At 56.4% G+C, this 22,788-nt stretch carries 23 protein-coding genes and 3 pseudogenes; 16 read left to right on the top strand and 10 right to left on the bottom strand.

What is annotated here, in order from left to right; translation table 11 throughout:
* Nucleotides 1-15 precede the first annotated feature (15 nt).
* Nucleotides 16-882, bottom strand: a complete 867-nt coding sequence (locus tag AABC73_RS28820) for a LysR substrate-binding domain-containing protein (protein ID WP_341521893.1) — start codon at nucleotides 880-882, stop codon at nucleotides 16-18.
* 127 nt (nucleotides 883-1,009) lie between these two features.
* Here AABC73_RS28820 and AABC73_RS28815 point away from each other — a divergent pair, with 127 nt between their 5' ends.
* Nucleotides 1,010-2,023: an NADP-dependent oxidoreductase gene (locus AABC73_RS28815; protein WP_341521892.1), complete on the top strand. Its 1,014-nt coding sequence runs from the start codon at nucleotides 1,010-1,012 to the stop codon at nucleotides 2,021-2,023.
* A 66-nt stretch (nucleotides 2,024-2,089) separates the two neighbouring features.
* Nucleotides 2,090-2,392: a putative quinol monooxygenase gene (locus AABC73_RS28810; protein ID WP_341521891.1), complete on the top strand. Its 303-nt coding sequence runs from the start codon at nucleotides 2,090-2,092 to the stop codon at nucleotides 2,390-2,392.
* A gap of 73 nt (nucleotides 2,393-2,465) precedes the next feature.
* Here the strand turns inward: AABC73_RS28810 and AABC73_RS28805 are convergent, their stop codons facing one another.
* The gene (locus tag AABC73_RS28805; RefSeq protein WP_341521890.1) at nucleotides 2,466-3,377 is read right to left on the bottom strand and encodes a LysR family transcriptional regulator; all 912 of its coding nucleotides are present in this window, start codon (nucleotides 3,375-3,377) and stop codon (nucleotides 2,466-2,468) included.
* Nucleotides 3,378-3,468: 91 nt separating this feature from the next.
* On the opposite strand from AABC73_RS28805, the gene AABC73_RS28800 reads away from it, so the two are divergent.
* The 6 genes and pseudogenes from AABC73_RS28800 to AABC73_RS28775 all read left to right on the top strand — a co-directional run bounded on the left by AABC73_RS28800 (nucleotide 3,469) and on the right by AABC73_RS28775 (nucleotide 9,020).
* Nucleotides 3,469-3,906, top strand: coding sequence for an ester cyclase (locus AABC73_RS28800; RefSeq protein ID WP_341521889.1), 438 nt, complete (start codon nucleotides 3,469-3,471; stop codon nucleotides 3,904-3,906).
* A gap of 20 nt (nucleotides 3,907-3,926) precedes the next feature.
* Nucleotides 3,927-4,847 (top strand): NADP-dependent oxidoreductase, encoded by a 921-nt coding sequence (locus tag AABC73_RS28795; RefSeq protein WP_341521888.1) that lies wholly within the window; start codon nucleotides 3,927-3,929, stop codon nucleotides 4,845-4,847.
* 15 nt (nucleotides 4,848-4,862) lie between these two features.
* Nucleotides 4,863-5,822, top strand: a complete 960-nt coding sequence (locus AABC73_RS28790) for an SDR family oxidoreductase (RefSeq protein WP_341521887.1) — start codon at nucleotides 4,863-4,865, stop codon at nucleotides 5,820-5,822.
* 24 nt (nucleotides 5,823-5,846) lie between these two features.
* Nucleotides 5,847-6,560: an SDR family oxidoreductase gene (locus AABC73_RS28785; RefSeq protein ID WP_341524356.1), complete on the top strand. Its 714-nt coding sequence runs from the start codon at nucleotides 5,847-5,849 to the stop codon at nucleotides 6,558-6,560.
* A 71-nt stretch (nucleotides 6,561-6,631) separates the two neighbouring features.
* Nucleotides 6,632-7,201 (top strand): annotated as a pseudogene (locus AABC73_RS28780) (tyrosine-type recombinase/integrase); the annotation flags it as partial.
* A 388-nt stretch (nucleotides 7,202-7,589) separates the two neighbouring features.
* A complete protein-coding gene (locus AABC73_RS28775; protein ID WP_282483471.1) occupies nucleotides 7,590-9,020 on the top strand; it encodes an IS1182 family transposase in 1,431 nt (476 codons plus the stop codon).
* A gap of 215 nt (nucleotides 9,021-9,235) precedes the next feature.
* Here the strand turns inward: AABC73_RS28775 and AABC73_RS28770 are convergent, their stop codons facing one another.
* On the bottom strand, nucleotides 9,236-10,030 hold the full coding sequence (locus AABC73_RS28770) for a helix-turn-helix transcriptional regulator (RefSeq protein ID WP_341521886.1): 795 nt from the start codon (nucleotides 10,028-10,030) through the stop codon (nucleotides 9,236-9,238).
* Between the two features lie 88 nt (nucleotides 10,031-10,118).
* Between AABC73_RS28770 and AABC73_RS28765 the strand changes: the two genes are divergently transcribed.
* A complete protein-coding gene (locus AABC73_RS28765; protein WP_341521885.1) occupies nucleotides 10,119-11,366 on the top strand; it encodes an MFS transporter in 1,248 nt (415 codons plus the stop codon).
* On the opposite strand, the gene AABC73_RS28760 is transcribed toward AABC73_RS28765, so the two are convergent.
* Nucleotides 11,279-12,190 (bottom strand): LysR family transcriptional regulator, encoded by a 912-nt coding sequence (locus AABC73_RS28760; protein WP_341521884.1) that lies wholly within the window; start codon nucleotides 12,188-12,190, stop codon nucleotides 11,279-11,281. The genes AABC73_RS28765 and AABC73_RS28760 overlap by 88 nt on opposite strands.
* Nucleotides 12,191-12,333: 143 nt before the next feature.
* On the opposite strand from AABC73_RS28760, the gene AABC73_RS28755 reads away from it, so the two are divergent.
* From AABC73_RS28755 to AABC73_RS28740, 4 genes are read left to right on the top strand one after another with little or no spacing between them, the layout of a single operon-like run.
* Nucleotides 12,334-12,678 (top strand): hypothetical protein, encoded by a 345-nt coding sequence (locus AABC73_RS28755; RefSeq protein ID WP_341521883.1) that lies wholly within the window; start codon nucleotides 12,334-12,336, stop codon nucleotides 12,676-12,678.
* Nucleotide 12,679: 1 nt separating this feature from the next.
* A complete protein-coding gene (locus AABC73_RS28750) occupies nucleotides 12,680-13,732 on the top strand; it encodes an amidohydrolase family protein (protein ID WP_341521882.1) in 1,053 nt (350 codons plus the stop codon).
* An 11-nt stretch (nucleotides 13,733-13,743) separates the two neighbouring features.
* On the top strand, nucleotides 13,744-14,217 hold the full coding sequence (locus tag AABC73_RS28745) for a DMT family transporter (protein ID WP_341521881.1): 474 nt from the start codon (nucleotides 13,744-13,746) through the stop codon (nucleotides 14,215-14,217).
* 39 nt (nucleotides 14,218-14,256) lie between these two features.
* On the top strand, nucleotides 14,257-15,117 hold the full coding sequence (locus AABC73_RS28740) for an SMP-30/gluconolactonase/LRE family protein (RefSeq protein WP_341521880.1): 861 nt from the start codon (nucleotides 14,257-14,259) through the stop codon (nucleotides 15,115-15,117).
* A 392-nt stretch (nucleotides 15,118-15,509) separates the two neighbouring features.
* Here the strand turns inward: AABC73_RS28740 and AABC73_RS28735 are convergent, their stop codons facing one another.
* A complete protein-coding gene (locus AABC73_RS28735) occupies nucleotides 15,510-16,511 on the bottom strand; it encodes an LLM class flavin-dependent oxidoreductase (protein WP_341521879.1) in 1,002 nt (333 codons plus the stop codon).
* Between the two features lie 115 nt (nucleotides 16,512-16,626).
* Nucleotides 16,627-17,091 (bottom strand): nuclear transport factor 2 family protein, encoded by a 465-nt coding sequence (locus tag AABC73_RS28730; RefSeq protein ID WP_341521878.1) that lies wholly within the window; start codon nucleotides 17,089-17,091, stop codon nucleotides 16,627-16,629.
* A 98-nt stretch (nucleotides 17,092-17,189) separates the two neighbouring features.
* Between AABC73_RS28730 and AABC73_RS28725 the strand changes: the two genes are divergently transcribed.
* Nucleotides 17,190-17,594: a helix-turn-helix domain-containing protein gene (locus tag AABC73_RS28725; RefSeq protein WP_341521877.1), complete on the top strand. Its 405-nt coding sequence runs from the start codon at nucleotides 17,190-17,192 to the stop codon at nucleotides 17,592-17,594.
* Between the two features lie 4 nt (nucleotides 17,595-17,598).
* Here the strand turns inward: AABC73_RS28725 and AABC73_RS28720 are convergent.
* A pseudogene (locus AABC73_RS28720) lies at nucleotides 17,599-17,952 on the bottom strand (hypothetical protein); the annotation flags it as partial.
* Between AABC73_RS28720 and AABC73_RS28715 the strand changes: the two are divergent.
* Nucleotides 17,952-18,116, top strand: a pseudogene (locus AABC73_RS28715) (IS5/IS1182 family transposase); the annotation flags it as partial. The pseudogenes AABC73_RS28720 and AABC73_RS28715 sit on opposite strands and share 1 nt — an antisense overlap.
* A gap of 561 nt (nucleotides 18,117-18,677) precedes the next feature.
* Nucleotides 18,678-19,181 carry an antitoxin Xre/MbcA/ParS toxin-binding domain-containing protein gene (locus tag AABC73_RS28710; protein WP_341521876.1) on the top strand — a complete coding sequence of 168 codons (504 nt, stop codon included), beginning with the start codon at nucleotides 18,678-18,680 and terminating at the stop codon, nucleotides 19,179-19,181.
* A gap of 164 nt (nucleotides 19,182-19,345) precedes the next feature.
* Here the strand turns inward: AABC73_RS28710 and AABC73_RS28705 are convergent, their stop codons facing one another.
* The 3 genes from AABC73_RS28705 to AABC73_RS28695 form a co-directional block, all read right to left on the bottom strand.
* Nucleotides 19,346-19,795 carry an antitoxin Xre/MbcA/ParS toxin-binding domain-containing protein gene (locus AABC73_RS28705; protein ID WP_341521875.1) on the bottom strand — a complete coding sequence of 150 codons (450 nt, stop codon included), beginning with the start codon at nucleotides 19,793-19,795 and terminating at the stop codon, nucleotides 19,346-19,348.
* Nucleotides 19,796-19,869: 74 nt separating this feature from the next.
* On the bottom strand, nucleotides 19,870-20,256 hold the full coding sequence (locus AABC73_RS28700; RefSeq protein WP_341521874.1) for a hypothetical protein: 387 nt from the start codon (nucleotides 20,254-20,256) through the stop codon (nucleotides 19,870-19,872).
* 388 nt (nucleotides 20,257-20,644) lie between these two features.
* The gene (locus AABC73_RS28695; RefSeq protein ID WP_341521873.1) at nucleotides 20,645-22,270 is read right to left on the bottom strand and encodes a TnsD family Tn7-like transposition protein; all 1,626 of its coding nucleotides are present in this window, start codon (nucleotides 22,268-22,270) and stop codon (nucleotides 20,645-20,647) included.
* Nucleotides 22,271-22,788: the final 518 nt, after the last annotated feature.

Genomic DNA, 22,788 nt, shown 5'->3' with positions numbered 1-22,788 from the left:
GAGCTGCAGCCTACCTCAGCGAAGCTCGATCAGCATATCCAGAAAAGCGCGCACAGCAGGATTTGTGCGACGACTCTCCGGCCAGATAGCCGTGATGTTCTCCCTCTGCACTGCGAACTCAGCCAGAATCGGGACTAACTCTTGCCGCTTCACCCTCGGAGCGGCCATGAAACTAGCGGCTATGCCTATGCCCGCGCCCGCTATCATTGCCGCCAGAATAGCTTCGCTTGCGTCAACAACGACAGGCGATGACGGCAGGATTTCGACCTCCTTGTCGCCAATGCGAAATGGCCAGCGTAAGGTTTGACCGGTGTTTTGATAGCGTAGGTTCACTGTTTCGTGCTCGGCCAGTTCATCAGGATGCCGAGGTGTGCCGCACCTCGCCAGATAGTCTGGAGAGGCATAACAACCGAGAGTGTACGGCAAGAGCCTTCGGGACAAGAGCGATGAGTCTGGAAGCTCACCGATCCTGACGGCCAGATCAATGCCTTCCTCGGCAAGGTCCACGATCTGGTCGCTCAGCCGCAGGTCGATCGATACCTTGGGGTGGCGTTTACGAAACTCGGTGATGGCGGGCGCGATGATATGCAACCCGATGGGAAGTGATGCCGCAATCCGCAACGTGCCAGCAGGCTCGGAGCGTGCCGATTTTGCCACTTGCTCGATCTCTTCTACCTGGCGCAACAGCTGCAACACACGCTCATGAAGATCGCGTCCTTCAACGGTAAGGGTCAGCGAACGCGTGGTGCGTGTGAACAGCGACACGCCAAGATGACGTTCCAGCCGCTGAATGCTTTTACTGATCGCCGAGGGTGAAATGGACAGCGAGCGGGCCGCCGCCCTGTAGCTGCCCAGAGAGCCAGCGCGGGCGAACGCAATCATGCCGCTCAGTCGTTCAAATCCGATAGGTTCCTTCATGGAACCATTGAAACGAATTCCAACCTTATTATCAACCTAGTTGCTACCGGTTACCTTAGGTCATCTCCCCATCGATACTAAAGAGGTTGTGATGAGCGACATGATGAAAGCGGTGCAATTGCACGAATTTGGCGGCCCCAACGTGTTGCGTTATGAGGATGCACCCCGACCCATCGCCCAACCCGGCGAAGTGCTGGTACGTGTACACGCAGCCAGTCTCAACCCGCCTGACTTCTATCTGCGAGACGGGTATCGGGCCCTGCCTCCCGAGTGGTGGCCTAACCCAACGTTCCCGCTGGTGTTGGGTACGGATGTGTCCGGGGAAGTGGTAGCAGTTGGCGACGGAGCCGGCCGCTTCAGCGTGGGTGACAACGTCTACGCTATGGTACGTTTCCCGAAAGATCTAATGACGGGTAGCGGCGGCTACGCCCAATACGTCTGCGTCCATGAGGCCGAGCTGGCGTTAAAACCCATCGGCATAGACCACGTCCAGGCGGCCGGTGCGCCCATGTCACTGCTCACTGCCTGGCAGTTTTTGATTGACCCAGGCCATGACGAGCCGAATCCGTTTCAGTCGTTTCCACACGCCCCGGTCCCGCTGCGCGGCAAGACCGTGTTGGTCAACGGTGCCGGAGGGGGCGTGGGCCATCTGGCGGTGCAGGTTGCCAAATGGCAAGGGGCGCGCGTGATCGCGGTCGCTTCCGGCAAGCATGAGGGTCTGCTCCGCGACCTGGGCGCTGACGAATTTATCGATTACACAAACACCGTCGTTGAAGACGTCGCAAAGCATGTGGATCTCGTGATCGATGCCGTCGGTGGCGCGAATATTAAACGCTTTCTGAGCGTCATCCGGCCAGGCGGCGCGCTGTTCCTGGTCAACCCCATGGGTTTCTCCGGACATAAAGAAGCAGCGGATCTGGGCATCACGGTGTCTTCGACGCAGGTGCGCTCCAACGGTAGCCAACTGGCAGAAGCCGGCCGCTTGCTGGATGACGGCACGGTCCGCATGGTGATCGACAGTACGTTTGCGCTCGCCCAGGCATCGGATGCACACCACCGCGCTTCACAAGGCAGCATTCAAGGGAAAATCGTGCTTATCGTCTGAGTGATCAATGCCTCCGATGTCCGAGCCGATCGGTAGTCGGGGGCCTACACCGAAAGGATGGCAAAAATGCTTATAGTGACTGGCTACCTCTACGTCTCGCCTGCTCATGTCGAGCGGTTTCGAACCGAGTTTCAAACCCTTGCTGTCGACACACGACAACGAGAAGGGAACATTTCCTACGATGCCGCCATAGAAGACACACAATCCGGAAAACTCATTCTCTCGGAGCGCTGGGCTGATCAAGCCGCGCTCACCGCTCATCTCAATGCCGTAGACACCGTACAGTTCGTAAACCGTTGGGGAGGATTGATGCTAGGCGATATTCGAAAGTATGACGCTTTGAACGAACGAGAACTAATGACGCTGTAGCAACGAAGCTAACCTTGAACGGACTTCGCCTCCTGGTTGGACTGAAGCACCGCTTTTGGCCGAAAGCTTTCTATTAAAGCCCATCCGCAACCGATTCAATCATCCCTCTGAACCACTCCTGAGCGGGATTCCCATTGCCACGACGATGCCAGATGAGATGAAAAGTGATCTCCGGCAGCGCGACCGGCGGCGGAAACAGGACCAGTTTCCCTCCCGTCGGCGAGCTGAGGGCGATGCGTTTCAGGACCGTGGCGGTCATGCGGGAAGAGGCGATGATCGCCGGCACCGCGAACATCTGCGGCAGCGTCAGTGCCAGGGTGCGTTGCTTGCCCAACTGAGCCAATGCCTGATCCACTAACCCGTGTCGTTCGCCTTCGGGCGAGGCCAGTACATGGGGCAGCGAGAGGTAAGTGTCCATGTCCATCCCGCGTCGGGCTGCCGGATGGCCATGGGCGATGAGCGTGACGAAAACGTCACGCAGTATCGGTCGCGTGAAAATGCGACCGTCTTGATGGCTCGGCAACACGCCAATTGCCGCATCAATCACTCCCGCATCCAGCATGTCCACGGCATGGTCGCGGTCATTGAATGCGTGAACGTTGATCGACAGGTTTGGCGCGTGTTCGCTCAACGTCTGCAGCAGCGTGGGGAGCACTACGAAGGCGGGATAGTCCGACAAGCCAAGGTTCATCGAGAACACCGCGTCCGCCGGGGCAAAACCAGGCGTTGTGACCAACGCGGCTTTGATCTGGCTTAGCGCTTGAGCAATGGGTTGGGCCAACTCACGCGCACGCGGCGTCGGCAGGATGCCGTTAGGGCTGCGCAAAAACAGCGGATCGCCCAGCAGCTTACGCAAGCGCGAAAGGGCTGCACTCATGGCCGGTTGGCTTACGCCGACCTGGGTTGCGGCGCGCGTGACGTTGCGCTCGTCCATCAGGGCGTTGAATGCGGCCAGCAGGTTCAAATCGATACCGTGGAAATCCATAAATCAAATAAACCTATATACGAGTCATTTGTTATACAGATGTTAGCCCTGCGCTCACAATCTCGCCATACCCCACGACGAGAGCAATACCATGACGACCAAAGAACTTGCAGACCGCCTTAAAACCGAACGTCTAGCCGTTGAAACGCTTTACCGCGCGTTCAGTGAGAACAATCCAGACCTCGTCGACAGCGTGCTGGCTGCCGACTGGGACGACATCCCCCTCGCACCCGGGCAAGGCCCGGGCCCCGAGGGGATCAAACCGATCATCCGCAGCCTTGCACAAGCGTTTCCGGATGTGCGCATCGTCATCCACAACATGGTTCAGGCCCCTGGTCAGGTCGCCGTACGGGCTGAAATAACCGGCACCCACCTCGGCGAATTATTTGGCATCGCCGCCACCGGCAAACAGGTGAGCTTCCGTTTGCATGAGTTCCATGCACTGGAGAATGGACGGGTGGTGACCACGTGGCACATGGAGGACTGGTTTGGTCTATTCCTGCAGCTCGGTCAATTCCCTCAATCCTGAACAATGAAGAGAAAGCCATCATGAAAATAGCATCCGTTTCTGTATTCGGCGGCCCTGAGGTCGTCACGCTGCACAACTCCGGTCTGAGCCAGCCAGGCGCTGATGAAGTCCTAGTGCGCGTCGAGGCCGCCAGCGTCAACCCGCTGGATCTGAAGATCATCGCCGGGTACATGCAGCCGGTGTTTCCGGTCGATCTGCCTTACATCCCGGGCACCGACTTCAGCGGTATCGTCAGCAGCGTCGGCGAGCAAGTGAGGCACCTGAAACCCGGTGACCGCGTGTTCGGCCGCAGTACTCCCACTGCGGGTGGCGCCTTTGCCCAGCGGCTGATAATTGCCGCCACCGAGCTTTGTCTGATTCCGGCTTCCATGAGTTTCGAGCAGGCGGCGGCCTTGCCGACGTCGTTCGGCACTGCGCGGCAGGCGTTGTTTGAGGTGGGGCAATTGAAACCCGGCCAACGCGTCTTGATACATGCGGCAGCGGGCGGTGTGGGCAGCATGGCGGTGCAGTTGGCGCATCTGGCGGGCGCGTATGTGATTGCCACGGCTTCCGCGCGCAACATCGAGCTGGTGAAAAGCCTGGGTGCGGACGAGGTGATCGATTACCGCACTCAGGATTTCACCACGCTGCGTGACATCGACCTGGTGCTCGACACAGTCGGCGGCCCGACACTGGAAAGCTCCTGGTCGGTACTCGGGAAGGGCGGACGAATTGCGACCCTCGTGGAGTTCGACATCGAATCACGCGAAGACCATGCCGGAGCGGTCGTGTTCTTCACCAGCGCCACTCCACATCTCCAGGAAGCCGTCCGGCAGTTCAGTGCAGGGCAGTTGCAGATCGTGACGGACTCGATCTTCGCCCTGGACGAGACCCGCGCCGCGCTGGAGAAAGTCGCCACCGGGCATGTCTGCGGGAAGGTCATTATCCGTACCGCCCATTGATTCTGGAGCCGCATCATGACTGACCATGAACAACAGATCGTTCTGATAACGGGTGCAGGTTCGGGTATCGGCAAGGCAATCGCCTTGGCGCTGGCCCGCGCAGGGCACCATGTCTATGCCAGTTTGCGTGATGTCCGGAAGACCAACCGCGACCGCAGTGAAGCGTTGGAGCACATGGCCCGACAGGAAAGCATCACTTTGGAGGTGCTGGAACTCGATGTACTGAGCGAGACCGCTTGTCGTGCAGCCGTCGATCTGATCTTGGCACGACATGGCCGCCTGGACGTGGTGATCAACAACGCTGGCATGTTGATGACGGGAATGACCGAAGCTTTCTCGGTCGAGCAGGTCGCAAGCATCATCGATACCAATGCGCTTTCGTGGTTACGTGTCAATCGCGCCGTCTTGCCGACGATGCGTCGGCAAGGTCACGGACTGTTGATGTATGTGGGCAGCACTACGGCGCGTTTGCACGAGCCATTCTTAGGGCCATACGTTGCCAGTAAAGTTGCTGGCGATGCACTGGCTGAAATTATGGGCATGGAAGTGCGACCATTCGGTATCGAAAGTGTGACACTGGTTCCCGGCGCCTTTACAACCGGGACCGAACACTTTGCACACGCGCAGGAGCCTGCCTATGCCGCTATTGTTGAGCAGTATGGCGATCTTTCTTCACGCATGGCCACGGTGGCGGAAAGACTCAAAGCCATCGACAAGGCTCATGGTGGCTCTTTGACTGTTGAAGACGTTGGCCGTGCTGCGTGCCAAGTATTGTCATTGCCTCGTGGTGCGCGTCCATCGAGGGTCATCATCGATGGTCAGCAAAAAGGCACAGAGGCAATCGACGCCATTTACCATGAGAAGCAGACCGCATTTCTGATTCATCTGGGGTTGGCTGATCTTGCGCCGGCTGCGCCATCGGCGCCGCAAGCTAGTCCTTCGGCTACGCCACGTTCAGCAGGAAAAAATTCATGACTACCCAAGCAGACAAAGTCTGCCATTGTAACGGGCGGATCGCGTGGTATCGGCAAGGCTATCGCATTACGACTGGCAAGAGACGGTTTTGCCGTCGCCATTGGCTATGCGGGAAGCCAGGATCGAGCAGACAACACGGTTGACGAAATCAAGGCGACAGGCGGACGGGCCATTGCGGTCAAGGGAAATGTGGCAGAGCCTGGCGATGTTACTGCACTGTTCTCCGCTGCGCAGGAAACGTTTGGCCGTATTGATGCCGTGGTGAGCAATGCTGGGGAAATGGAGCTAGCCCCAATCAGGGAGGACAGCTTGGCGGTATTTGACCGCATGATGGACACCAACGTTCGCGGCACGTTCCTGGTTTTGGCAAAGGCCGCCGAAATGTTGCCACATGGCGGCCGAATTGTTGCCCTGTCGAGTAGCGTCATTGCCAAAGCCACTCCCGGTTACGGTCCTTATATCGCCTCGAAAAGTGCCGTGGAGGGCTTAGTGCATGTTCTTGCCAACGAACTGCGCGGTCGTAAAGTAACCGTCAACGCCGTGGCACCTGGGCCGGTAGGCACGGAGCTGTTCCTGAAAGGAAAGACTGAGGAGCAGATTTCGATGTTGGCAAACATGGCGCCGCTGCAGCGCTTAGGTGAACCTAATGACATTGCCAATGCGGTCGCCTTCCTGCTAGGCACGGACGGGGGCTGGGTTAACAGCCAGGTTGTTCGCGTCAATGGCGGATTTGCATAGCCTGACGAAGCGAATGCTGAACTTCAAAGCGTCATCTGCTTCAAGGCCTGACGAATGTCGTCGCGCTGATCAAGACGCCGGCACTGGGCGATCACCAGGCCAAAGCGCTGCTCTACGCGCCGGATGAAACAACACTCAATGGGATGCGCGACCGGGCGCTATTGGCTGTTCTTCTCTATCACGGGCTGCGCCGCGAAGAAGCGGCGCTGCTGCAGGTGAGCGACATCCACGACCGGCGTGGGATTCAGCATTTGAAGGTGCATGGCAAGGGCGGCAAGGTGCGCTACCTGCCGATCCACCCGGTGGCAGCTGGGCGCATTCACCAGTACCTAGAAAGCTCAGGGCATCATTTGGCGGACAGAAAGGTACCGCTGTTCATACCGCTCCGCGGCAAGCTAAGCGGTGCCGGCATCACGGCCAATGGCATCTATACGGTGGTGGCGGCCTACGCGCAAAAGGCCGGGATTCAGGTCGACAGCCTAGTAGGGGTTCATGGACTACCAGCGACGGCGGCCACCAATGCCCTGGAGCACGAGGCGGAAATTGCCAAGGTCCAGGCCTGGTTGGGCCATGCCAATATCAGCACAACCAAGATCTATGACCGGCGGGAAAACAGGCCAGAGGATTCACCTACTTACTAGGTGAAGTATTAATAGAAGAGATTAAGACCTAGGCGAGCGCTGGAGCTTCGCGCACCGTCCTTTCAGCGCCTGGCTTTCCATGTTGCTGATACACCCTGCCCGCCTGGAATCGATTAGCCATCGGCCGTCCCAGTGTTCAGTCCCTGGATCAGTATCCAACGTCACCTCCCTCCAGCGTTTGTGCTGCAGAGCTGACGACACCAAGGGGCAGAGCCGCAACGATATATTTGAAATCATTCCCCCGTCTGAAGACATTTCAAGTTTATCGATCCTGGCGAAGTCGCCTGCAGGTGGCGCTCTTGACCGTCAGCTTTCGGCCGAGAGTGTGTAAAAACGCCTTTGCAAACCCTTGCTATGATTTCTGAGGAATTTATCGCAGGGATCGCCCATGAAGCGCTTCATCCAAGGTGAACATCGGGGCCAAAGCACCTTACTGCCCGAAAGCCTCGACGATTACGTCAGCGATACCAATCCGGTACGCGTAGTCGACGTCTTCGTCGACGAACTCGACCTGGTCTCCTTGGGTTTTGATGGCGCTATTCCAGCTGACACAGGCCGGCCTGCTTACCATCCCGCGATCCTGCTGAAGATCTATATCTACGGCTATCTCAATCGCATTCAATCGAGCCGGCGTCTTGAACGAGAGGCGCAGCGCAACGTTGAGCTGATGTGGCTGACCGGGCGTTTGATGCCTGATTTCAAGACCATCGCCAACTTCCGAAAAGACAACAGCAAGGCCATCCGAGGCGTCTGCCGCCAGTTCGTTGTGCTGTGTCAGCAGTTGGGACTGTTCGGAGACAATCTGGTCGCTATCGACGGCAGCAAGTTCAAGGCCGTCAACAACCGCGACCGCAATTTCACCAGTGCCAAACTGAAGCGGCGGATGGAGGAAATTGAATCGAGCATCAACCGTTACCTGGTGGCACTCGATGCCGCCGATCGGCAAGAGCCCACATGCTCTGAGCCCAAAGCCGTGCGGCTGGAAGAGAAAATCGCCAAGCTGAAGACACAAATGAAGGAGCTTCGGGCGATTGAAATCCAGCTCAACGAATCGCCGGATAAACAGGTTTCACTGACCGATCCAGACGCCCGCTCTATGAAGACGCGTGGCACGGGAATCGTTGGCTATAACGTGCAGACAGCGGTCGATACCCAGCACCACTTGATCGTGGCTCATGAGGTTACCAACGTCGGTTCAGACCGCGCTCAACTCAGCTCGATGGCCAAGCAGGCCCGCGAGGCAATGGCGTCAGAAACGCTTTCGGTAGTGGCTGACCGAGGCTACTTCAAAGGCGAAGAAATCTTGGCCTGTCACGACGCAAACATCACCACCTACGTGCCGAAGCCGATGACTTCAAGCGCCAAAGCTGATGGCCGATTCAACAAAGATGCCTTCGTGTATGACGCGACGAAAAACGAATACACCTGCCCGGCGGGAGAGGCATTGATCTGGCGATTCTCCAGCGTTGAGAAAGGCATGTATATGCACTGCTACTGGAGTTCAAAGTGCCAGAGTTGCACGCTGAAAACCCAGTGCACGCCAAGCACAAATCGTCGAGTAAGGCGTTGGGAACATGAAGCTGTGCTGGAGGAAATGCAGCGTCGGTTGAACCAAGCACCAGAGATGATGAAGGTTCGAAAACGGACTGTTGAGCATCCCTTCGGGACGCTCAAGCAATGGATGGGGGCAACGCACTTCCTGACTCGAAAACTGAACGGGGTGAGTGCGGAGATGAGTTTGAATGTGCTCGCCTATAACTTGAAGCGGGTTATAAAAATCATCGGTACAGAAGGCCTGCTGAAGGCGATGGCGGCGTAAAAGCCGCAGCTTTTACTGTCCAAGAGGTGCCAAAGCGCTTCATAAACGCTCTGACGCGCTATCGGCGCTGATCTTGGCAAATGTTCGGGAAATCGCCTCGCCCAGGAGCGCTGGGCTTAGGCATCCAACATACGGAAAGTGTTTTTACACACTCTGGGCCAAATAGCAGACAGATCGTTCTACAATCTTGGTGCTTTGTATCAGCCAGCAGAGCACTAGCGCAGAGAGGAAAAATACTGAGTAGGCGGTTTACCCAGGGCTTTTTTGAACATCGTGATGAATGCATTAACAGAGTCATATCCCAGGATGCCCGCCACACGTTGCACGGATACCCCCTCCGCCAAATGACTCAGTGCGATCATCAAATGCAATTGTTGACGCCAGCGTCCGAAGCTCAGCCCGGTCGTGCTTTCTACAAGCCTGGCCAGCGTTCGTTCACTGGTTGCAAGCCGAATGGCCCACTCGCGCAACGTGGTTCGGTCGCCTGGATCTGAGAAGAGCGTATCCGCGATTTTTTTTATCTTGGGGTGGTCTGATGTCGGCAAGTGCAGCTCTTTCAGCGGTGCATCGGAGAGCTGCTCAAGCAGTACTGAAACTAGCCGGCCTGTCTTGCCCTTGGACAGATAAGAAGGTTCCTGTTCAGCGAGATGCAGGATCAATTCCCGCACAAGGGGCGTGATGGCAACCGTACAGCATTCATCAGGCATGGTTGCTGCGTTGGGCTCCACGAACAGAAAGCAGGTCCGGGCGTTTTCCGTTACTCGGCAACTGTGCGGCGTGCCGCCCGGGATCCATACGGCGTGCTGGGGAGGGACAAGCCAGAGTGCATTTTGCACCTCACAGCTCACGGCGCCATGCAAAGACAGGATCAGCTGACCTTTGCGATGATCATGCGGGCGGGCGCCCGAATCATTGAGGTCCGGCGCAACCTTGAGGGCAATCGCTGCTTGGGCGAAAAGGTCTGAATCGAAATCTTCCGGCGAAGAAACGACATTTTTTGAGCTTGGCATAATTTAGGTATCAGATGTCTTGATATCTATATTAGACAGTTCTTAAGTTCTCTACAGTTGTCTTCTTTTAAGAGGACAGATAAAGAATATGTCAGATACAAAAAACAAGTGGCATGCCATCGCGTTAGTCGCAGGCATTCTGCTTATCGCTGTGAACCTGCGCGTTTCCTTTACCAGTATCGCGCCCGTTTTGCCGCTGATCCAGAATAATTTTGGCTTGAGCGCCTCAGCTCTAGGCCTGCTTACTTCACTGCCATTACTTGCCTTTGCAGCCTTCTCCCCGATTAGCGCATCGGTCGCCCGCAGGTTCGGCATCGAGCGCACGCTTTTCGGTGCACTGTTGGTCATTTCAGCGGGCATCCTGCTCCGCTCCGCAGGCAGTGCGTGGGCGTTGTACGCAGGTACGATATTGATAGGCACTGGGATCGCCCTGGGCAACGTGCTACTGCCCGGCCTGATCAAACGGGAATTTTCGGAAAAAATGGCGTCCATGACCGGCGCTTATTCCATCACGATGGGCGCAGCGGGCGCTGTCGGTTCAGCCGTAATAATTCCGCTGACCCAATCATGGGGATGGCCGATTGCCCTAAGTTTGTTAGTTGCAGCCCCGTTGTTGGCGCTGGTGGTGTGGTTGCCGCAGTTGAAAAAACACGGACACGTAAATCTGTCCGGTCCGAAACAAGCGACAACCGTGGCCGTCTGGCGTTCGCCGCTGGCATGGCAGGTCACACTGTTCATGGGGCTGAACGCGATGCCTTTTTATGTCGCAGTCGGCTGGCTGCCGACCATTCTGATGGACCATGGCATATCCCCGGAGCAAGCAGGCACGGTCCACGGCACGCTTCAACTGACCACCGCCATTCCCGGCTTAATTCTGGCGGCCACGCTTCGCCGTCTCAAAGACCAGAAACTGGCAGCCGCTACCGTCAGCCTGTTAACCGCCTCATCCCTGATCGGGCTCATTTACGCGCCAGACTACGCCATGTTGTGGGCCGCGTTCCTGGGCTTCGGTTCTGGTGCCAGCATGATGCTCGGCCTGACCTTCATCGGCTTGCGCACAAAAAATGCCAGTGACACGGCGGCACTTTCAGGAATGGCGCAGTGCGTCGGCTACCTGATGGCAGCCGCAGGCCCCTTGCTGCTGGGCCAACTGCACGACTGGACCGGTGGCTGGACAGCACCGCTGCTAATCACAGCCGCAATCTCCGTAGCCGGCGCATTCACCGGCATGCTGGCCGGGCGCAATGTTCAACTCGAACCTGCTGAACCATCGTCGCGAACAAGCCCGGTAATCCAGTCAGCGAATGCGCTCACAGCTGGCGATAGAAAGCGCTGATGCGGGTATAGCAGGTGCACAGGAACCGATGCGGGCTGCCAGTCAGCAAGCACTTCGACCAGTCGCCCTTCTCGCAGATGCTCGCTGACCACGTTTTCAGCGAGCTGCACCAGCCCGAAGCCTTCCAGGCACATTTTGATGTAAAGCCCGGTCTCGTTGACTGCCGCAGTGCCGTTCACAGGGACTGAGATTTTTTCGGTGCCACGGGCGAAGCGCATTTCGCCTGCTTGCCTTGCGCGGCCCGAGAAGTAATGGATGGCACTGTGGTGAGACAAATCTTGCGGAGTTTGCGGAGTACCGTGCTCTTCGAGATAGGCGACAGACGCACAGGTCACCCAGCGAAACCGGCCGAGGGGGCGCGCAACGAGCGTTGAGTCATTGAGTTCGCCTGTACGAATAACGCAATCGACACCCTCTTGAACCAGATCAACCTGCCGATCGTTGACGCCTATCATCAGGTAGATATCGGGGTAGCGCCTGTAAAAGTCTCGCAGGTTTGGCATGACGATGAAGTGTGCAATGCCACCCGGCATATCGACACGCAAACGTCCCTGTGGCCGTTTTACGGAATCCGTCAGGCTGGTCTCTGTATGTTCGATCAGCTCCAATATTTCCCTGCATTGCGCCAGATATTGAGCGCCCTCAGGCGTCAGGCTGACCCGCCGCGTTGTTCTGTTCAGCAGGCGCACCTGCAAGTACTTCTCAAGATTTTTAACGCTGCTGGTAACTGTAGAGGCCGGCAGAGAGAGCGTCTGCGCCGCCTGGATAAAGCTTCCTGCTTCAGCCACACGTACGAAAACCTGCATCGCTTGAATACGGTCCATGACTGTTAGCAGCCTCAAAACAGTGATCGGGAAAGGCCTTATTATTCGTAGAAATTGAATAATGAAAACAGTTTTACCATCTTTTTCCCGCAGTATCGCCTTGCGTACATTTCTTCAAACGAAATTTGAAGAGGTGTACCGAAATGGCTGAATACAAACGCAGCATCGTGCAGGCCCCGGCCGCTCCGGCCGCCCGCACACTTATCCGCGGCGCCACTGTGCTGAGCATGGACGGCGATATCGGCAATCTGGAGCGCGGCGATATTCTTATAGAAGGAAGCACCATCACGGCCATAGGTGAAAACCTCGAGGCCGGCGACGCTATGGTTATTGAGGCATCCGGCATGATTGCCATGCCGGGCATGGTCGATACGCACCGTCACTCCTGGGAAGGGCAACTGCGTCGAATCAATCCGAATGCCGAAACCCTGGAAGACTACTGCAACGCCACGCACTTCTCGTTCGCCAAATACTATCAGCCCGGCTGACATGTATATCGGCAATCTGCTGACTGCATTGGGCTGCATCGATGCGGGCATCACGACCGTGGTCGATAACTCGCACAACAGCCGCACCGGCGCGCACTCCGACGCCGCTGTCGAGGCGCTGCTCGATGCAGGTATCCGGTCTGTACACGCCTCCGGTGCGCCAGTTTCTGGTGAATGGGACAAAGCCCACTGGCCGGGCAACCTGGAGCGCCTGCAGGAAAAATACGTCAAGAACGGCGACAACCCACTGCTCTCGCTGGCGGTGATGGCGCAGCTGGAACCTGAGCTGTGGGCTGAAGCCCGGCGTCTGGGCCTGCCGATCATCACCGAATTCTTTGGCGGAGACATGGCAGCTGAGTTGGAAGGGTTGCATCGCGAGGGGCTGCTGCGCTCCGACAACATCTTCAACCACTGCACCGCGCTGCCGGACGCCGGCTGGAAAATCCTTCGCGAGGCTGGCGTGCGGGTCAACGTATGCCCGCGTTCAGATGCCCACTACGGCATTGAAGATGGAATGTTCGCCATGCAGTCGGCTCAGCGTCACGGCATCAGCCCGGGGTTAAGTGTCGATAACGAAACCTCCTACAGTGGTGACATGTTCATGGAGATGCGGGTGGCGTTCTACCTGCAGCGCGTCATGGGCATGCACCAGCAGCGCTGCTGCGGCGCAGAACATCATCCGGTGACCCTGCCCGCTCATGGCCTGCTCAAAGCCGCCACTCTCGACGGCGCCACCTGTGCCGGATTGCAGGACAAAGTCGGCAGCCTGGCCCCCGGCAAACAGGCCGACCTGATCCTTATCAACGCGCAGGACATCAACCTTTACCCGTCAGGCAACGCCTTCGGCACCGTGGTGCACGCGGCCGAACGCAGCAATGTCGATACCGTCATTATTGGCGGGCGCGTCGTCAAGCAGGGCGGCAAGGTGCTGGGCGTGGACAGCGAAAGGCTGCGTGCGGCGATCGACGAATCCCGTGAGCATCTGTTTGCTGCTGCAGGCTATCAGCCGGATATGTTAGCCGAGAAATTCCTGCCGCTTGAGTCAGCCAAGTAAGGAGGCGTGAGATGAACGCAGCCTACTACCTGCTGGCCGTCTGCGCAGGGCTTGGCATCACCCTGCAGACCACGCTGAATGGCCAGCTCGCTAAAGGCGTGGGTGGAGATTCGGTCGCGGCGGCGTTGTTCTCATTTACTGCCGGTGCGGTATGCCTGGGCGTCTTTTCATTTATGCGCGGCGGGATAGTGGCCTCACTGGAGGCTATACCTGCCCAGCCCTGGTGGAGCCTACTGGGCGGTCTGCTGGGTGCCGGTGCCTTGCTTAGTTATGTGGTGCTTGCGCCAAAAGTCGGCCTGTCAGCCCTGCTGGGCCTCGCTATCGCAGGTCAGATTATCTCTTCACTGGTTATCGATCATTTCGGATTGATGGGGGCATCGGAAAGGCCGGTGTCTCTCGTCAAGTTGGCCGGGTCGATGGTGATGCTCGCAGGCCTGGCCATCGCCCTGTTCGGTGACAGGTGGTCAGCGCTTTTCTCCAACTGACTGCCTTGTTTGCGCCATCCTGTTTCGTAGGACACAACCATGTTTAAAACCCTAACCGGCACCACCAGTCTTCTTGGCGAGTGCCCTGTCTGGTGTGAAAGAACCGAACGCCTATTCTGGACCGACATCCCCGGCTGCGAGTTGCGTGCTCTGGACCCCGAAAACGGCGAAGTGCAGCGTTGCTCCCTGCCAGAACCGCTAGGGTCATTTGCCCTCACGGCAGACGAAGACATATTGCTGATGGGACTGGCATCCTGCCTGGGCTACTACAACCTGAGCACCGGTCGTTTCAGCAAAATCACAGCCACCCCAGGCGTGGCAGGAACCCGGATCAATGATGGCCGCTGCGACCGTATGGGAAACTTCGTATTCAGCACTATGGACACCGGCGAGCCGGTGCAAACCATAGGCAGATTTCACCGGCTCAATGCCGCGACGCTCGAGACAGAAACGCTGGACATTCCCGAAGTGGCGATCCCGAACAGCATCTGTTTTAGCCCGGACGGTTCCACCATGTATTACGCGGACTCCCTGCAAGGATGCATTTTCTGCTGCGATTACCCGTCGCTAGAAAACCAGCGTGTATTCACTACAGTCAACTGTCAGGGTGCTCCAGACGGTTCTTGTATTGATGCGCAGGGCTTTCTCTGGAATGCGGAATGGGGCGGTAGCAGAGTCGTGCGTTACGCGACTGACGGCAAAGTTGACAGCGTGATCGACTCCCCGTGTATTCAGACCACTTGCCCGGTGTTAGCGGGACCTGGTTATGAAACGCTTTACTGCACCAGCACACGGATAGGGCTGGATAAGCCGGCAGATTTCGATGGCACGCTGATAAAAGCCGAAGCCGTTGTAGCTGCCGGATTCCCTGAAGAGCGATTTACAGGACGACTGCACTGAATAGTGGGTGCTAGCCTGTAGCTCCGTTCTGAATGCCAACTTGGTAGACGCGTATGAATGACCGCTTCTGGTCGATTCTGTTGAAAAAGTCGGAGATGGTTTTCTCGGCAGAAAAGTGAGCGCATGAGATTGAAGTTTTGAATTGCCGCATAGGCATTCGGACACAGATTTCACGTAGCAACGCGCAAAATACGCTCCTTCACCGATCAGGTTCCTGGCAATTCGAGAAAACCGACTTTTTCAACAGAATCGGCCGTTTTCAGTCGGTCGCGGCAGGCTAAAAACGGCCATAAGCAGTCATTGAACATTAGGGGGTGTATCGCGTCGAAGCGAAACACGCACGTGGATTTGCAAATTATCGAGGCCATAAATGAACGTTGAACGAAGACTGTTCAGCGCGAAGCCGTATTCATTTCGCGCATGACGGAGGCGATGATCTCAAAGGAACTCAGTCGCTGTTGGTGATGGTAGATATCGGAAACGATCATCAGTTCGTCGGCCCCCGTCTCCCGCTGCAACGCCTCTATCCCGGCTCGTACATCGTCAGCATTGCCGATAATCGATTTCGCCAGTACCTCGTTTACCTTGCCTCGCTCCTGTGGTGACCAGTAGCTGTCGATATCTTCGATTGGGGGTTTGCTAAGCCCGTAGTCGCCGCGAAAGACGTCCGCAAACGACATTTGCTGGCTCGTTGCGAGTCTGTGCGCCTCTTGCGCCGTTTCGGCGGCAATAATGTTTACGCCGATCATCACGTGTGGCCTGGCCAGTTGTGCCGAAGGTTTGAAACCGGTGCGATAGAGCTTTAGCGCCAGGACCAGCATTTCTGGAGAGAAATGCGAAGCGAAAGCGAACGGCAGACCCAGCTCGGCGGCGAGTCGGGCACCATAGCTACTTGATCCCAGTACCCACAACGGTACGTTGGTTCCCGCCGCTGGCACTGCTTGTATCTCACGATTCGCGGCGTCATCACTGAAGTAGGACTGTATTTCGAGGATATCCTGCGGGAACGAACTCACACCCGAAATCGGTCGACGTAACGCGCGGACGGTCTGCTGATCTGTGCCGGGAGCGCGGCCGAGTCCGAGATCAATGCGGCCGGGATGCAGTTGAGCAAGTGTCCCGAACTGCTCTGCGATGATTAACGGGGCATGGTTGGGCAGCATGATCCCGCCCGCGCCGACGCGGATGCGATGGGTCCCGGCAGCGATATGATTGACTACAAGCGAGGTCGCGGCGCTCGCGATCCCGACCGTATTGTGATGCTCGGCGACCCAAAAGCGCTTATAGCCCCACGCCTCAGCGTGTATGGCCAAGTCGCGGGCATTATCAATAGCTCCACGCGCATCGGTTTCTAGCGTTACTCTGACGAGATCAAGGATGGAATAGGCAATCACGATGTAGGGGCTCCGGTGTGCACAGTTACAGGTAGTGGGGCTGCCAGACGTTTATCAGGGACAAGGTAGGTGGGCACCCTGAGTGCTATCGATACGGCCCACCGAGCCAGGCTTATTAAACGCCGGAGAGAACGGCCGGATCTCCTGTCCGCCAGACGTTGTCGACCGTGACGCGCTGAATCAGCCACATCCCGCCCTGCCTGACCAATTCGACGTCATAACGGTTTTTCATGAGGTAGTGGCGCGAGTGATCGTTTTGCAGCACGTGTTGTGCTTCGACGAGTGCTTCCAGATGCGCCTTGTCACCGTCAAGGCTGACCCGAGGGTTGCTGACGGAATGCGTCGTGTCGATCTGGCCGAGTGAACCCGAAAGAGCCGAGACGATAGTGTCTCGACCTTCCAGCACTGGGTATTCAAAACCCGCTTTGGCTGCGGCAGGCCCGAAGTCGGAAACGGCATTCTCTGCAAACGCCGACGCAAGCAGTTCGTTGTCGCGCAGATCAATACCAGCGGCAAATCGGTACAGGGTTTCAACGACTGCGAACTTGTCTGCAATTTCTTGGGAATAGGTGGACGACATGGTTAACGCCTGATGTGAAGTGAGTCGTCATGGTATATTTTGTATACCAGATATCAATTACGCACTTTGAAGTCATCAGGTATATCGGAGGAAACCGCATGCAGGAAACAGGTGATCGGACCTTGGCTCAAATCGGCTCAGACACAGGCAACACAGTCGATTGTTCTAGCCGTTACTTGCTGGATCAGATCGCGGACAAGTGGTCAGTGCTGATCCTCGCTGCGTTGTGCCAGAAGCCGCTGCGGTTCAATGAACTCAAGCGCTGTCTGGAAGGCATCACCCAAAAAGCCTTGACTCAGGCACTGCGTCGGCTTGAGCGCAACGGCATCCTGTCCCGTCGGGTGATCCCATCCTCACAGATAGCGGTGGAGTACAGCATCACGCCGTTGGGCCGCACGCTGGAGGATCCGTTCCGGGCCTTGTACCTCTGGACGATCAATCATCTGCCGGCAGTCATGCAGGCCCAGTCGGACTTTGATGAACGTGAAGTTGAAGCGCTGTAGCGCTCTAGACGTCGGTGATGGTCGTCCCTGCAATGGTCTCGGCAAACCCGACCCCGAACACCCGTGCCGGCGTTTCAAAGCCAGGCCTGCGATCCCCGCCGAGCACTCGCCGCGCCGCCTCCACCGCCGTCAATGGGGTGTAGCTATAGCCGTTGACAGTCTCGATCATTGAGCGTGCAACTTTACCGTCCGCCCCTGTCACCTCAGCCACAGCGCGGGCGCGATGAGCCTCACGCTGCTCAGCGCTTGGGCCGTCGGGAAGTAGCGAGAGATCGCCTTCGGGAAAGGCATCGCCGGTGATGTTCACGAACATGGCAATGTTCGGGATCCCGGTGGAGTGCCAACCCGTGACGAGGTCATCCCTTTGGGACGCTTAAACAATGGATGGGCGCAACGCATTTTTTGACGCGAAGGCTGGAAGGCGTCAGTGCAGAAATGAGCTTGAACGTACTCGCCTACAACATGAAGCGGGTTATGAAAATCCTCGGCACCACCAGCTTAATGGAGGCGTTGTCGGCCTGAAAGGGTTGGCTTCGTTGCCTACTTGGCTCGCCAGAAGCCTCTCTGAAGCCTCAACGACCCCTAGTGACGAGCCGTAAGCTTGCTGCGAGCAACTACGCGGCTAACAACCGTCGGCGCTGCGCGCCGACAGTACACCAGCGCGTTTTTACACACTCTGGGCCAGAAGCGGACAGAGTCCCAGCACGGGAGTACTCATTTGCTTGGCAATTCGCAGGAAGGAGACCCACCTAGAGCGCTGTTGTCAAGTCCGTTCAAGAGCAATTTGCTCGGTCAAAGACCCTCCAGGCTGCCTTCGCGAACAAGCAAGTGCGTCGCCTCTGCCCAGGCACTAATCGTCACCAACTCTTCAAGGGTAGGTGCGGTGTATCTGCTCGGTGCGTGCCTGAGGCTAGTGCTAAAGCCGGACGATTCGATCGTATCTTGAACGGCCGTCGTTCAACTAGGTGGATATGCGGCCGCTCGAGCAACGGCTCTAAAGCCAGCTTTTTTGAGCTGCCACCCTCAGACTTCAAGCGCCGCGTATGCCATTCATTAGAAATTTGACAAGTGAGGCCGAAAAACATGGTTGCAGGCCGATTAGAAAACTTGGGACCAGGCAGCGGTCCGGAGAAGGTTGGGCTTGATCCCTCCGGTCTAATAGATGGAAGTCCTGCCGGCATTTTGTTGGGGGGCTGCGCCTCCTTTGCAGATCGTGTTGCGATCTACGAACTGATCGAGCGCGGAATTTCGGCAGCAGACGTACGTGAATACGCGTCGGCCGTAGCTCTTCTCCGCGATGACCGGATTCTTTCGCAGATAACCGGGCTTTCATTCCGCTCCCTACGTCGTCTAAGTAGCGAAGGCCAGAATTTGAACCGCGACCAAACTGCACGGGTCCTCCGTTTTGCTCAAACTCTAGATAAAGCTACACGTGTTTTTGCTGGCCCCAAGGATGCTGAGGATTGGATGTCGACACCAGCAGTCGGTCTCAACTGGGCTACTCCCCTGCGCATGCTCATTAATCCAGTGGGTTTTGAGCTGGTCGATGATTTTTTAACGCGCATGGAATGGGGGGTGTATCACTGAGAACTCTCCACTCTGCTCATGTGCTGACAATTATCGCCATGCGCCACAGGCGGCTATTGGTACATCTGAGTCAGTAGTGCTTACGCGGTCGTTCGCACGAGACCGGCGCGGAAGACCATTAGATGTGAAGCAGTGGCAATGCGTAACGGTGGAGTGATAGCGCTTTAGAACGCGAAGCCTTCCGCTATACGTACAAGCATTTGTTCGACATGGCGCGCCCCTGGCGTTGTGAACAGCAAGTCAACCGGCCGTTTGCCTGACAAACATTCCCTGGGCTTACTCAGCCAACGTCTCGCTTTCGAAGGATTTCCGAACAGTGCTTCAGCCAGCGCGGTGATATGCACCACCTGAAAAAGACGATGACTCTCAATCGGCGTCAATTGCTGATCGTTCGCCAGCCGTCGTTTGAGGGTCCTGAGCGGCACAATGCAATCACGCGTGATTGGGCTTATTGCTCCGAGCTCAAGGAGCGTTTTCACTGCAGACGCCGGGAAGCCATTCTCTATCTGTTCATGGATATGTTCCGCAGAAGCCTCCAACGGGATGTGAAGTAATGCTTCCATACGCAGACGGTAGTGGTGGTAGGCAGTCTCGCGCATCGCTTCGGCAAACATTAGATGACCCTTTGGTACGGATAATATTCCTAATTCCTGCGCTGCGAGGAGCGTGCCAACAATCTATGTAAGGATTATCCCGGCATGAAGTTGCTGGCCTCCTCATGAGCCGCAGCCACTATCTTTCCAGGGTTTTCATTGATGACATCCTCGGGCCGCTTGTTGTCGAGGAAGGTATTCGGAGATCTGAACCAGAATGCCAAATCCCAACCGTCCTTCTGGGGATGCAGGACGGTGAGCACATCTTGCAGGCTAGGAGTTAGGTTGCCGTTGGTCAGGAACGCATAGTTGGGATAAAGAAGTTCGCCTTCATGCTCTACCGAAAAGATCTGCCGCCGCGCCTCCGCTTGAACCAGCGAGATCCGGAGCGTCCTTGCGTCCATATTTAGCTGCTGTGCCAAGCCTTCATGCGTCAGAAACCGTCCGCCTGCCAGAATCTCGGTTTTGGCCCGGGTAAGCATTTCGGCTAATCGCTCAGCAAGGTTGCGTGCATGTGGATTTTTTCCCGTGAAGGAAATCGTGGTGCTTCAGTGGCCTCCAGCCGCAGTTGCTCTACGTCTACCGATGTCGGTTTCGGAGATATGTTCTGTGTGTCAGCTCGGGGTGTTATCCCATCGCTTCTATTTTTCGCGGTCATGTCCTAGAGCCTCTGAGATGATCTCAACCGGAATACAGTTGAGTCGCGTCGTTCCGGAGACAGCACGTATCCCGAATATTAGACGTTGCACGTCTACCTCTCCATGTTTGGAGATTTTCAACCTGTTTTCGTGAGTCTTGGCGGGCTGCATCTGCCATCTCCTGGCTTATCCAGAACTACCTTCCTCAACACATCGTGTCGTGACCGGATATCTAAACTCCGCTCTGAATTGTCGCCAGAAATGCGCGGGTACCGCGATATTGATCCTTCTTCTCCAAGCAGCTAGGGAGGCAGGGTATCAAGGAGTAAAGCTCAGCTTTGCTCAGCTGAAGGCCAGAGGCAGCGCCGAAGCAATTCAAGAGTGACTGCTCGACTAGGCTTCGCAGAGCATGGTCCTTGGCCGACCAGTCCACTTTGGAATGATTGCCTCGCTTGATGGTGGGAAGCTGGGCGGTTTGTGCCAGCAGCCACGCTTTGTCATTTCGATACAACCAAGCGTAGGTAGCCGGTAAACGCTCGCGAAGCGCTTTGGCACTTAGTCGGGGCATTTTATTAACCAAGGCGGTCAAGTCCTTCCGGCGGAGGGCTCTTGCCTCATCGAATCGGCGCTGGGCCCATGCCTGTTGGACCAATGGTTCTGACTGGAGAAGCTTATTTACGGTTGAAACCGTAATTTCAAAGGCTGCGCAGATGGTCATTTTGTCGGCTCCGTTGGTCAACAGCTCCATGATCTTAGTTCTGATGGCAGGCTTGAGAACTTTCGGTCTTGGTTTCCCCGTAGCGGCAACATCATGGAGCCTAGTGGCGGATTTAGACGCAGACACCGGGCCTGCTTCGTACTCTTCTGCATCTTCCAGGGTTTTCACATCCATCATCTCCTGGTAAGCACGTAAAAATGCATCGAAGCTTTCGAACAGCCAGATGATCAAGACCAAGTGCTTGAGTGGGTGACTGTGCCCGCGAGGGGAGCGAATAAGTCCTCCAATAAAAGCCATTGCGCCATCGGTTGAGCTGGGGAGTGAATGGAACGGGTAGAAGTCGTGGAGCATCGACGTGTGAGTCACAAATGATCTGGCAACGTTGGACAGGCTGACTCGTGATCTTGTAGTTATGTTCAAAGCTTGGCGGTACACCCGAGTGACAATTTGAGGATCAAGGTGATTGCCAAGTCCTATAGAGGCAAGGCAGGAGGCCGCGGTCGCTAATGACGTGAGAGCATCGTATTGCGCGGTTGATAACTGCCCATTGGCAACGGGGGAGAGAATCCCCGCGCTTGGCAAAGTCCACTGGAAACGCCCCGACCACCTTCGATTGGCAGTGCAACTCTTGAGGAGGCATCCATGAGATGGACAAACGATTACCCCGGGGTATTGATGAATTAGGTGCCAGTACGCAACGCCCTTTTCGGCGGTGTCTTGGTTCATGCACGTTGTGCAGGCTTTGAGAGCATGCTCTGCACCGTAGCGACCGGTCAGAAGTCCTAGTCGATATTTAATTGAGCCAAGGCTCTGCGATTTCATAGCTTTGACGGCTGCCTGGACGGCGCTGTCAGACTGAAAAGGAGCGAAGAACGGAAGAATGGTCCTCTGGGCAATAATCTCGTCCGCGCTTCCTAATGCGCCCTGTGTGTTCGTTTCGAAGGCGTCGAGATTGAAAGGAAAATCATGTTTTATGCCTCGCTCCTGCACGCCGAAAAGCGCAGCGGCGGTTTCCCTTGGCTGGACGTTGCCAAGCAGTATGTGCTGCCGGCTGCATAGGCTAAAAAAGATCTCGTCCTCATACCAGCGAGGGAAAGGTGGGGGGGCCGCCTGCTGTGCTGACGTCCGTATGCTGTCCATGACCGGTACCCGCGGATCTACGTCAGCATTGTAGAAGGCACCTTAAGGGACTGGCAAAACACCAGTTGTCATAAGAGGAATGGGCTTATAAAAAAATAATCCTTGGAGCACAGCTTGTCAGGCGATAAAACTTCGAAAATATTGCTGTGGGATAAGAAGTTTCATAAATTCACTGGCGAGTTACATGACATGAAACGCAGGAGGCATGAGCCTCGCGACATGTTTCCACCTCGAGAGGTGCACTTTTTGTTGTCAACGGTACTTTGCTAGCGTTAACATTCTTCGCTATGCGTTACTTCAGAGTTGGAAAGTACGCAGCAATAAATATATACGTCGCGCGAAGCGTTGAGCCGCGAGGAGGAGCTGAGGGGCAGCGATGCTCGCAGAGGACCACGCAGGGTGAACGGGGTCGAAGATCCCTCACCGCTTGCCACGCAGGCCTGAAACCGGAATTGAGAGGTATCACTATGACACCCTGCTAAACGCTAGGAGTCAGATAGACAGAGGCCCAAGGTCGC

Origin of the sequence: Pseudomonas sp. G.S.17, assembly GCF_038096165.1 — a bacterium.
Lineage (GTDB): Bacteria > Pseudomonadota > Gammaproteobacteria > Pseudomonadales > Pseudomonadaceae > Aquipseudomonas.
The sequence above is the reverse complement of the archived record's forward strand: the minus strand, read 5'-3'. Positions and strand labels throughout refer to the sequence as shown.

Excerpts from the sequence above, each read along its gene's own strand:
- AABC73_RS28820 (WP_341521893.1), bottom strand. The coding sequence starts at position 882 with ATGATTGCGTTCGCCCGCGCTGGCTCTCTGGGCAGCTACAGGGCGGCG.
- AABC73_RS28815 (WP_341521892.1), top strand. The coding sequence starts at position 1,010 with ATGAGCGACATGATGAAAGCGGTGCAATTGCACGAATTTGGCGGCCCC.
- AABC73_RS28810 (WP_341521891.1), top strand. The coding sequence starts at position 2,090 with ATGCTTATAGTGACTGGCTACCTCTACGTCTCGCCTGCTCATGTCGAG.
- AABC73_RS28805 (WP_341521890.1), bottom strand. The coding sequence starts at position 3,377 with ATGGATTTCCACGGTATCGATTTGAACCTGCTGGCCGCATTCAACGCC.
- AABC73_RS28800 (WP_341521889.1), top strand. The coding sequence starts at position 3,469 with ATGACGACCAAAGAACTTGCAGACCGCCTTAAAACCGAACGTCTAGCC.
- AABC73_RS28795 (WP_341521888.1), top strand. The coding sequence starts at position 3,927 with ATGAAAATAGCATCCGTTTCTGTATTCGGCGGCCCTGAGGTCGTCACG.
- AABC73_RS28790 (WP_341521887.1), top strand. The coding sequence starts at position 4,863 with ATGACTGACCATGAACAACAGATCGTTCTGATAACGGGTGCAGGTTCG.
- AABC73_RS28775 (WP_282483471.1), top strand. The coding sequence starts at position 7,590 with ATGAAGCGCTTCATCCAAGGTGAACATCGGGGCCAAAGCACCTTACTG.
- AABC73_RS28770 (WP_341521886.1), bottom strand. The coding sequence starts at position 10,030 with ATGCCAAGCTCAAAAAATGTCGTTTCTTCGCCGGAAGATTTCGATTCA.
- AABC73_RS28765 (WP_341521885.1), top strand. The coding sequence starts at position 10,119 with ATGTCAGATACAAAAAACAAGTGGCATGCCATCGCGTTAGTCGCAGGC.
- AABC73_RS28760 (WP_341521884.1), bottom strand. The coding sequence starts at position 12,190 with ATGGACCGTATTCAAGCGATGCAGGTTTTCGTACGTGTGGCTGAAGCA.
- AABC73_RS28755 (WP_341521883.1), top strand. The coding sequence starts at position 12,334 with ATGGCTGAATACAAACGCAGCATCGTGCAGGCCCCGGCCGCTCCGGCC.
- AABC73_RS28750 (WP_341521882.1), top strand. The coding sequence starts at position 12,680 with ATGTATATCGGCAATCTGCTGACTGCATTGGGCTGCATCGATGCGGGC.
- AABC73_RS28745 (WP_341521881.1), top strand. The coding sequence starts at position 13,744 with ATGAACGCAGCCTACTACCTGCTGGCCGTCTGCGCAGGGCTTGGCATC.
- AABC73_RS28740 (WP_341521880.1), top strand. The coding sequence starts at position 14,257 with ATGTTTAAAACCCTAACCGGCACCACCAGTCTTCTTGGCGAGTGCCCT.
- AABC73_RS28730 (WP_341521878.1), bottom strand. The coding sequence starts at position 17,091 with ATGTCGTCCACCTATTCCCAAGAAATTGCAGACAAGTTCGCAGTCGTT.
- AABC73_RS28725 (WP_341521877.1), top strand. The coding sequence starts at position 17,190 with ATGCAGGAAACAGGTGATCGGACCTTGGCTCAAATCGGCTCAGACACA.
- AABC73_RS28710 (WP_341521876.1), top strand. The coding sequence starts at position 18,678 with ATGGTTGCAGGCCGATTAGAAAACTTGGGACCAGGCAGCGGTCCGGAG.
- AABC73_RS28705 (WP_341521875.1), bottom strand. The coding sequence starts at position 19,795 with ATGTTTGCCGAAGCGATGCGCGAGACTGCCTACCACCACTACCGTCTG.
- AABC73_RS28700 (WP_341521874.1), bottom strand. The coding sequence starts at position 20,256 with ATGCTTACCCGGGCCAAAACCGAGATTCTGGCAGGCGGACGGTTTCTG.
- AABC73_RS28695 (WP_341521873.1), bottom strand. The coding sequence starts at position 22,270 with ATGGACAGCATACGGACGTCAGCACAGCAGGCGGCCCCCCCACCTTTC.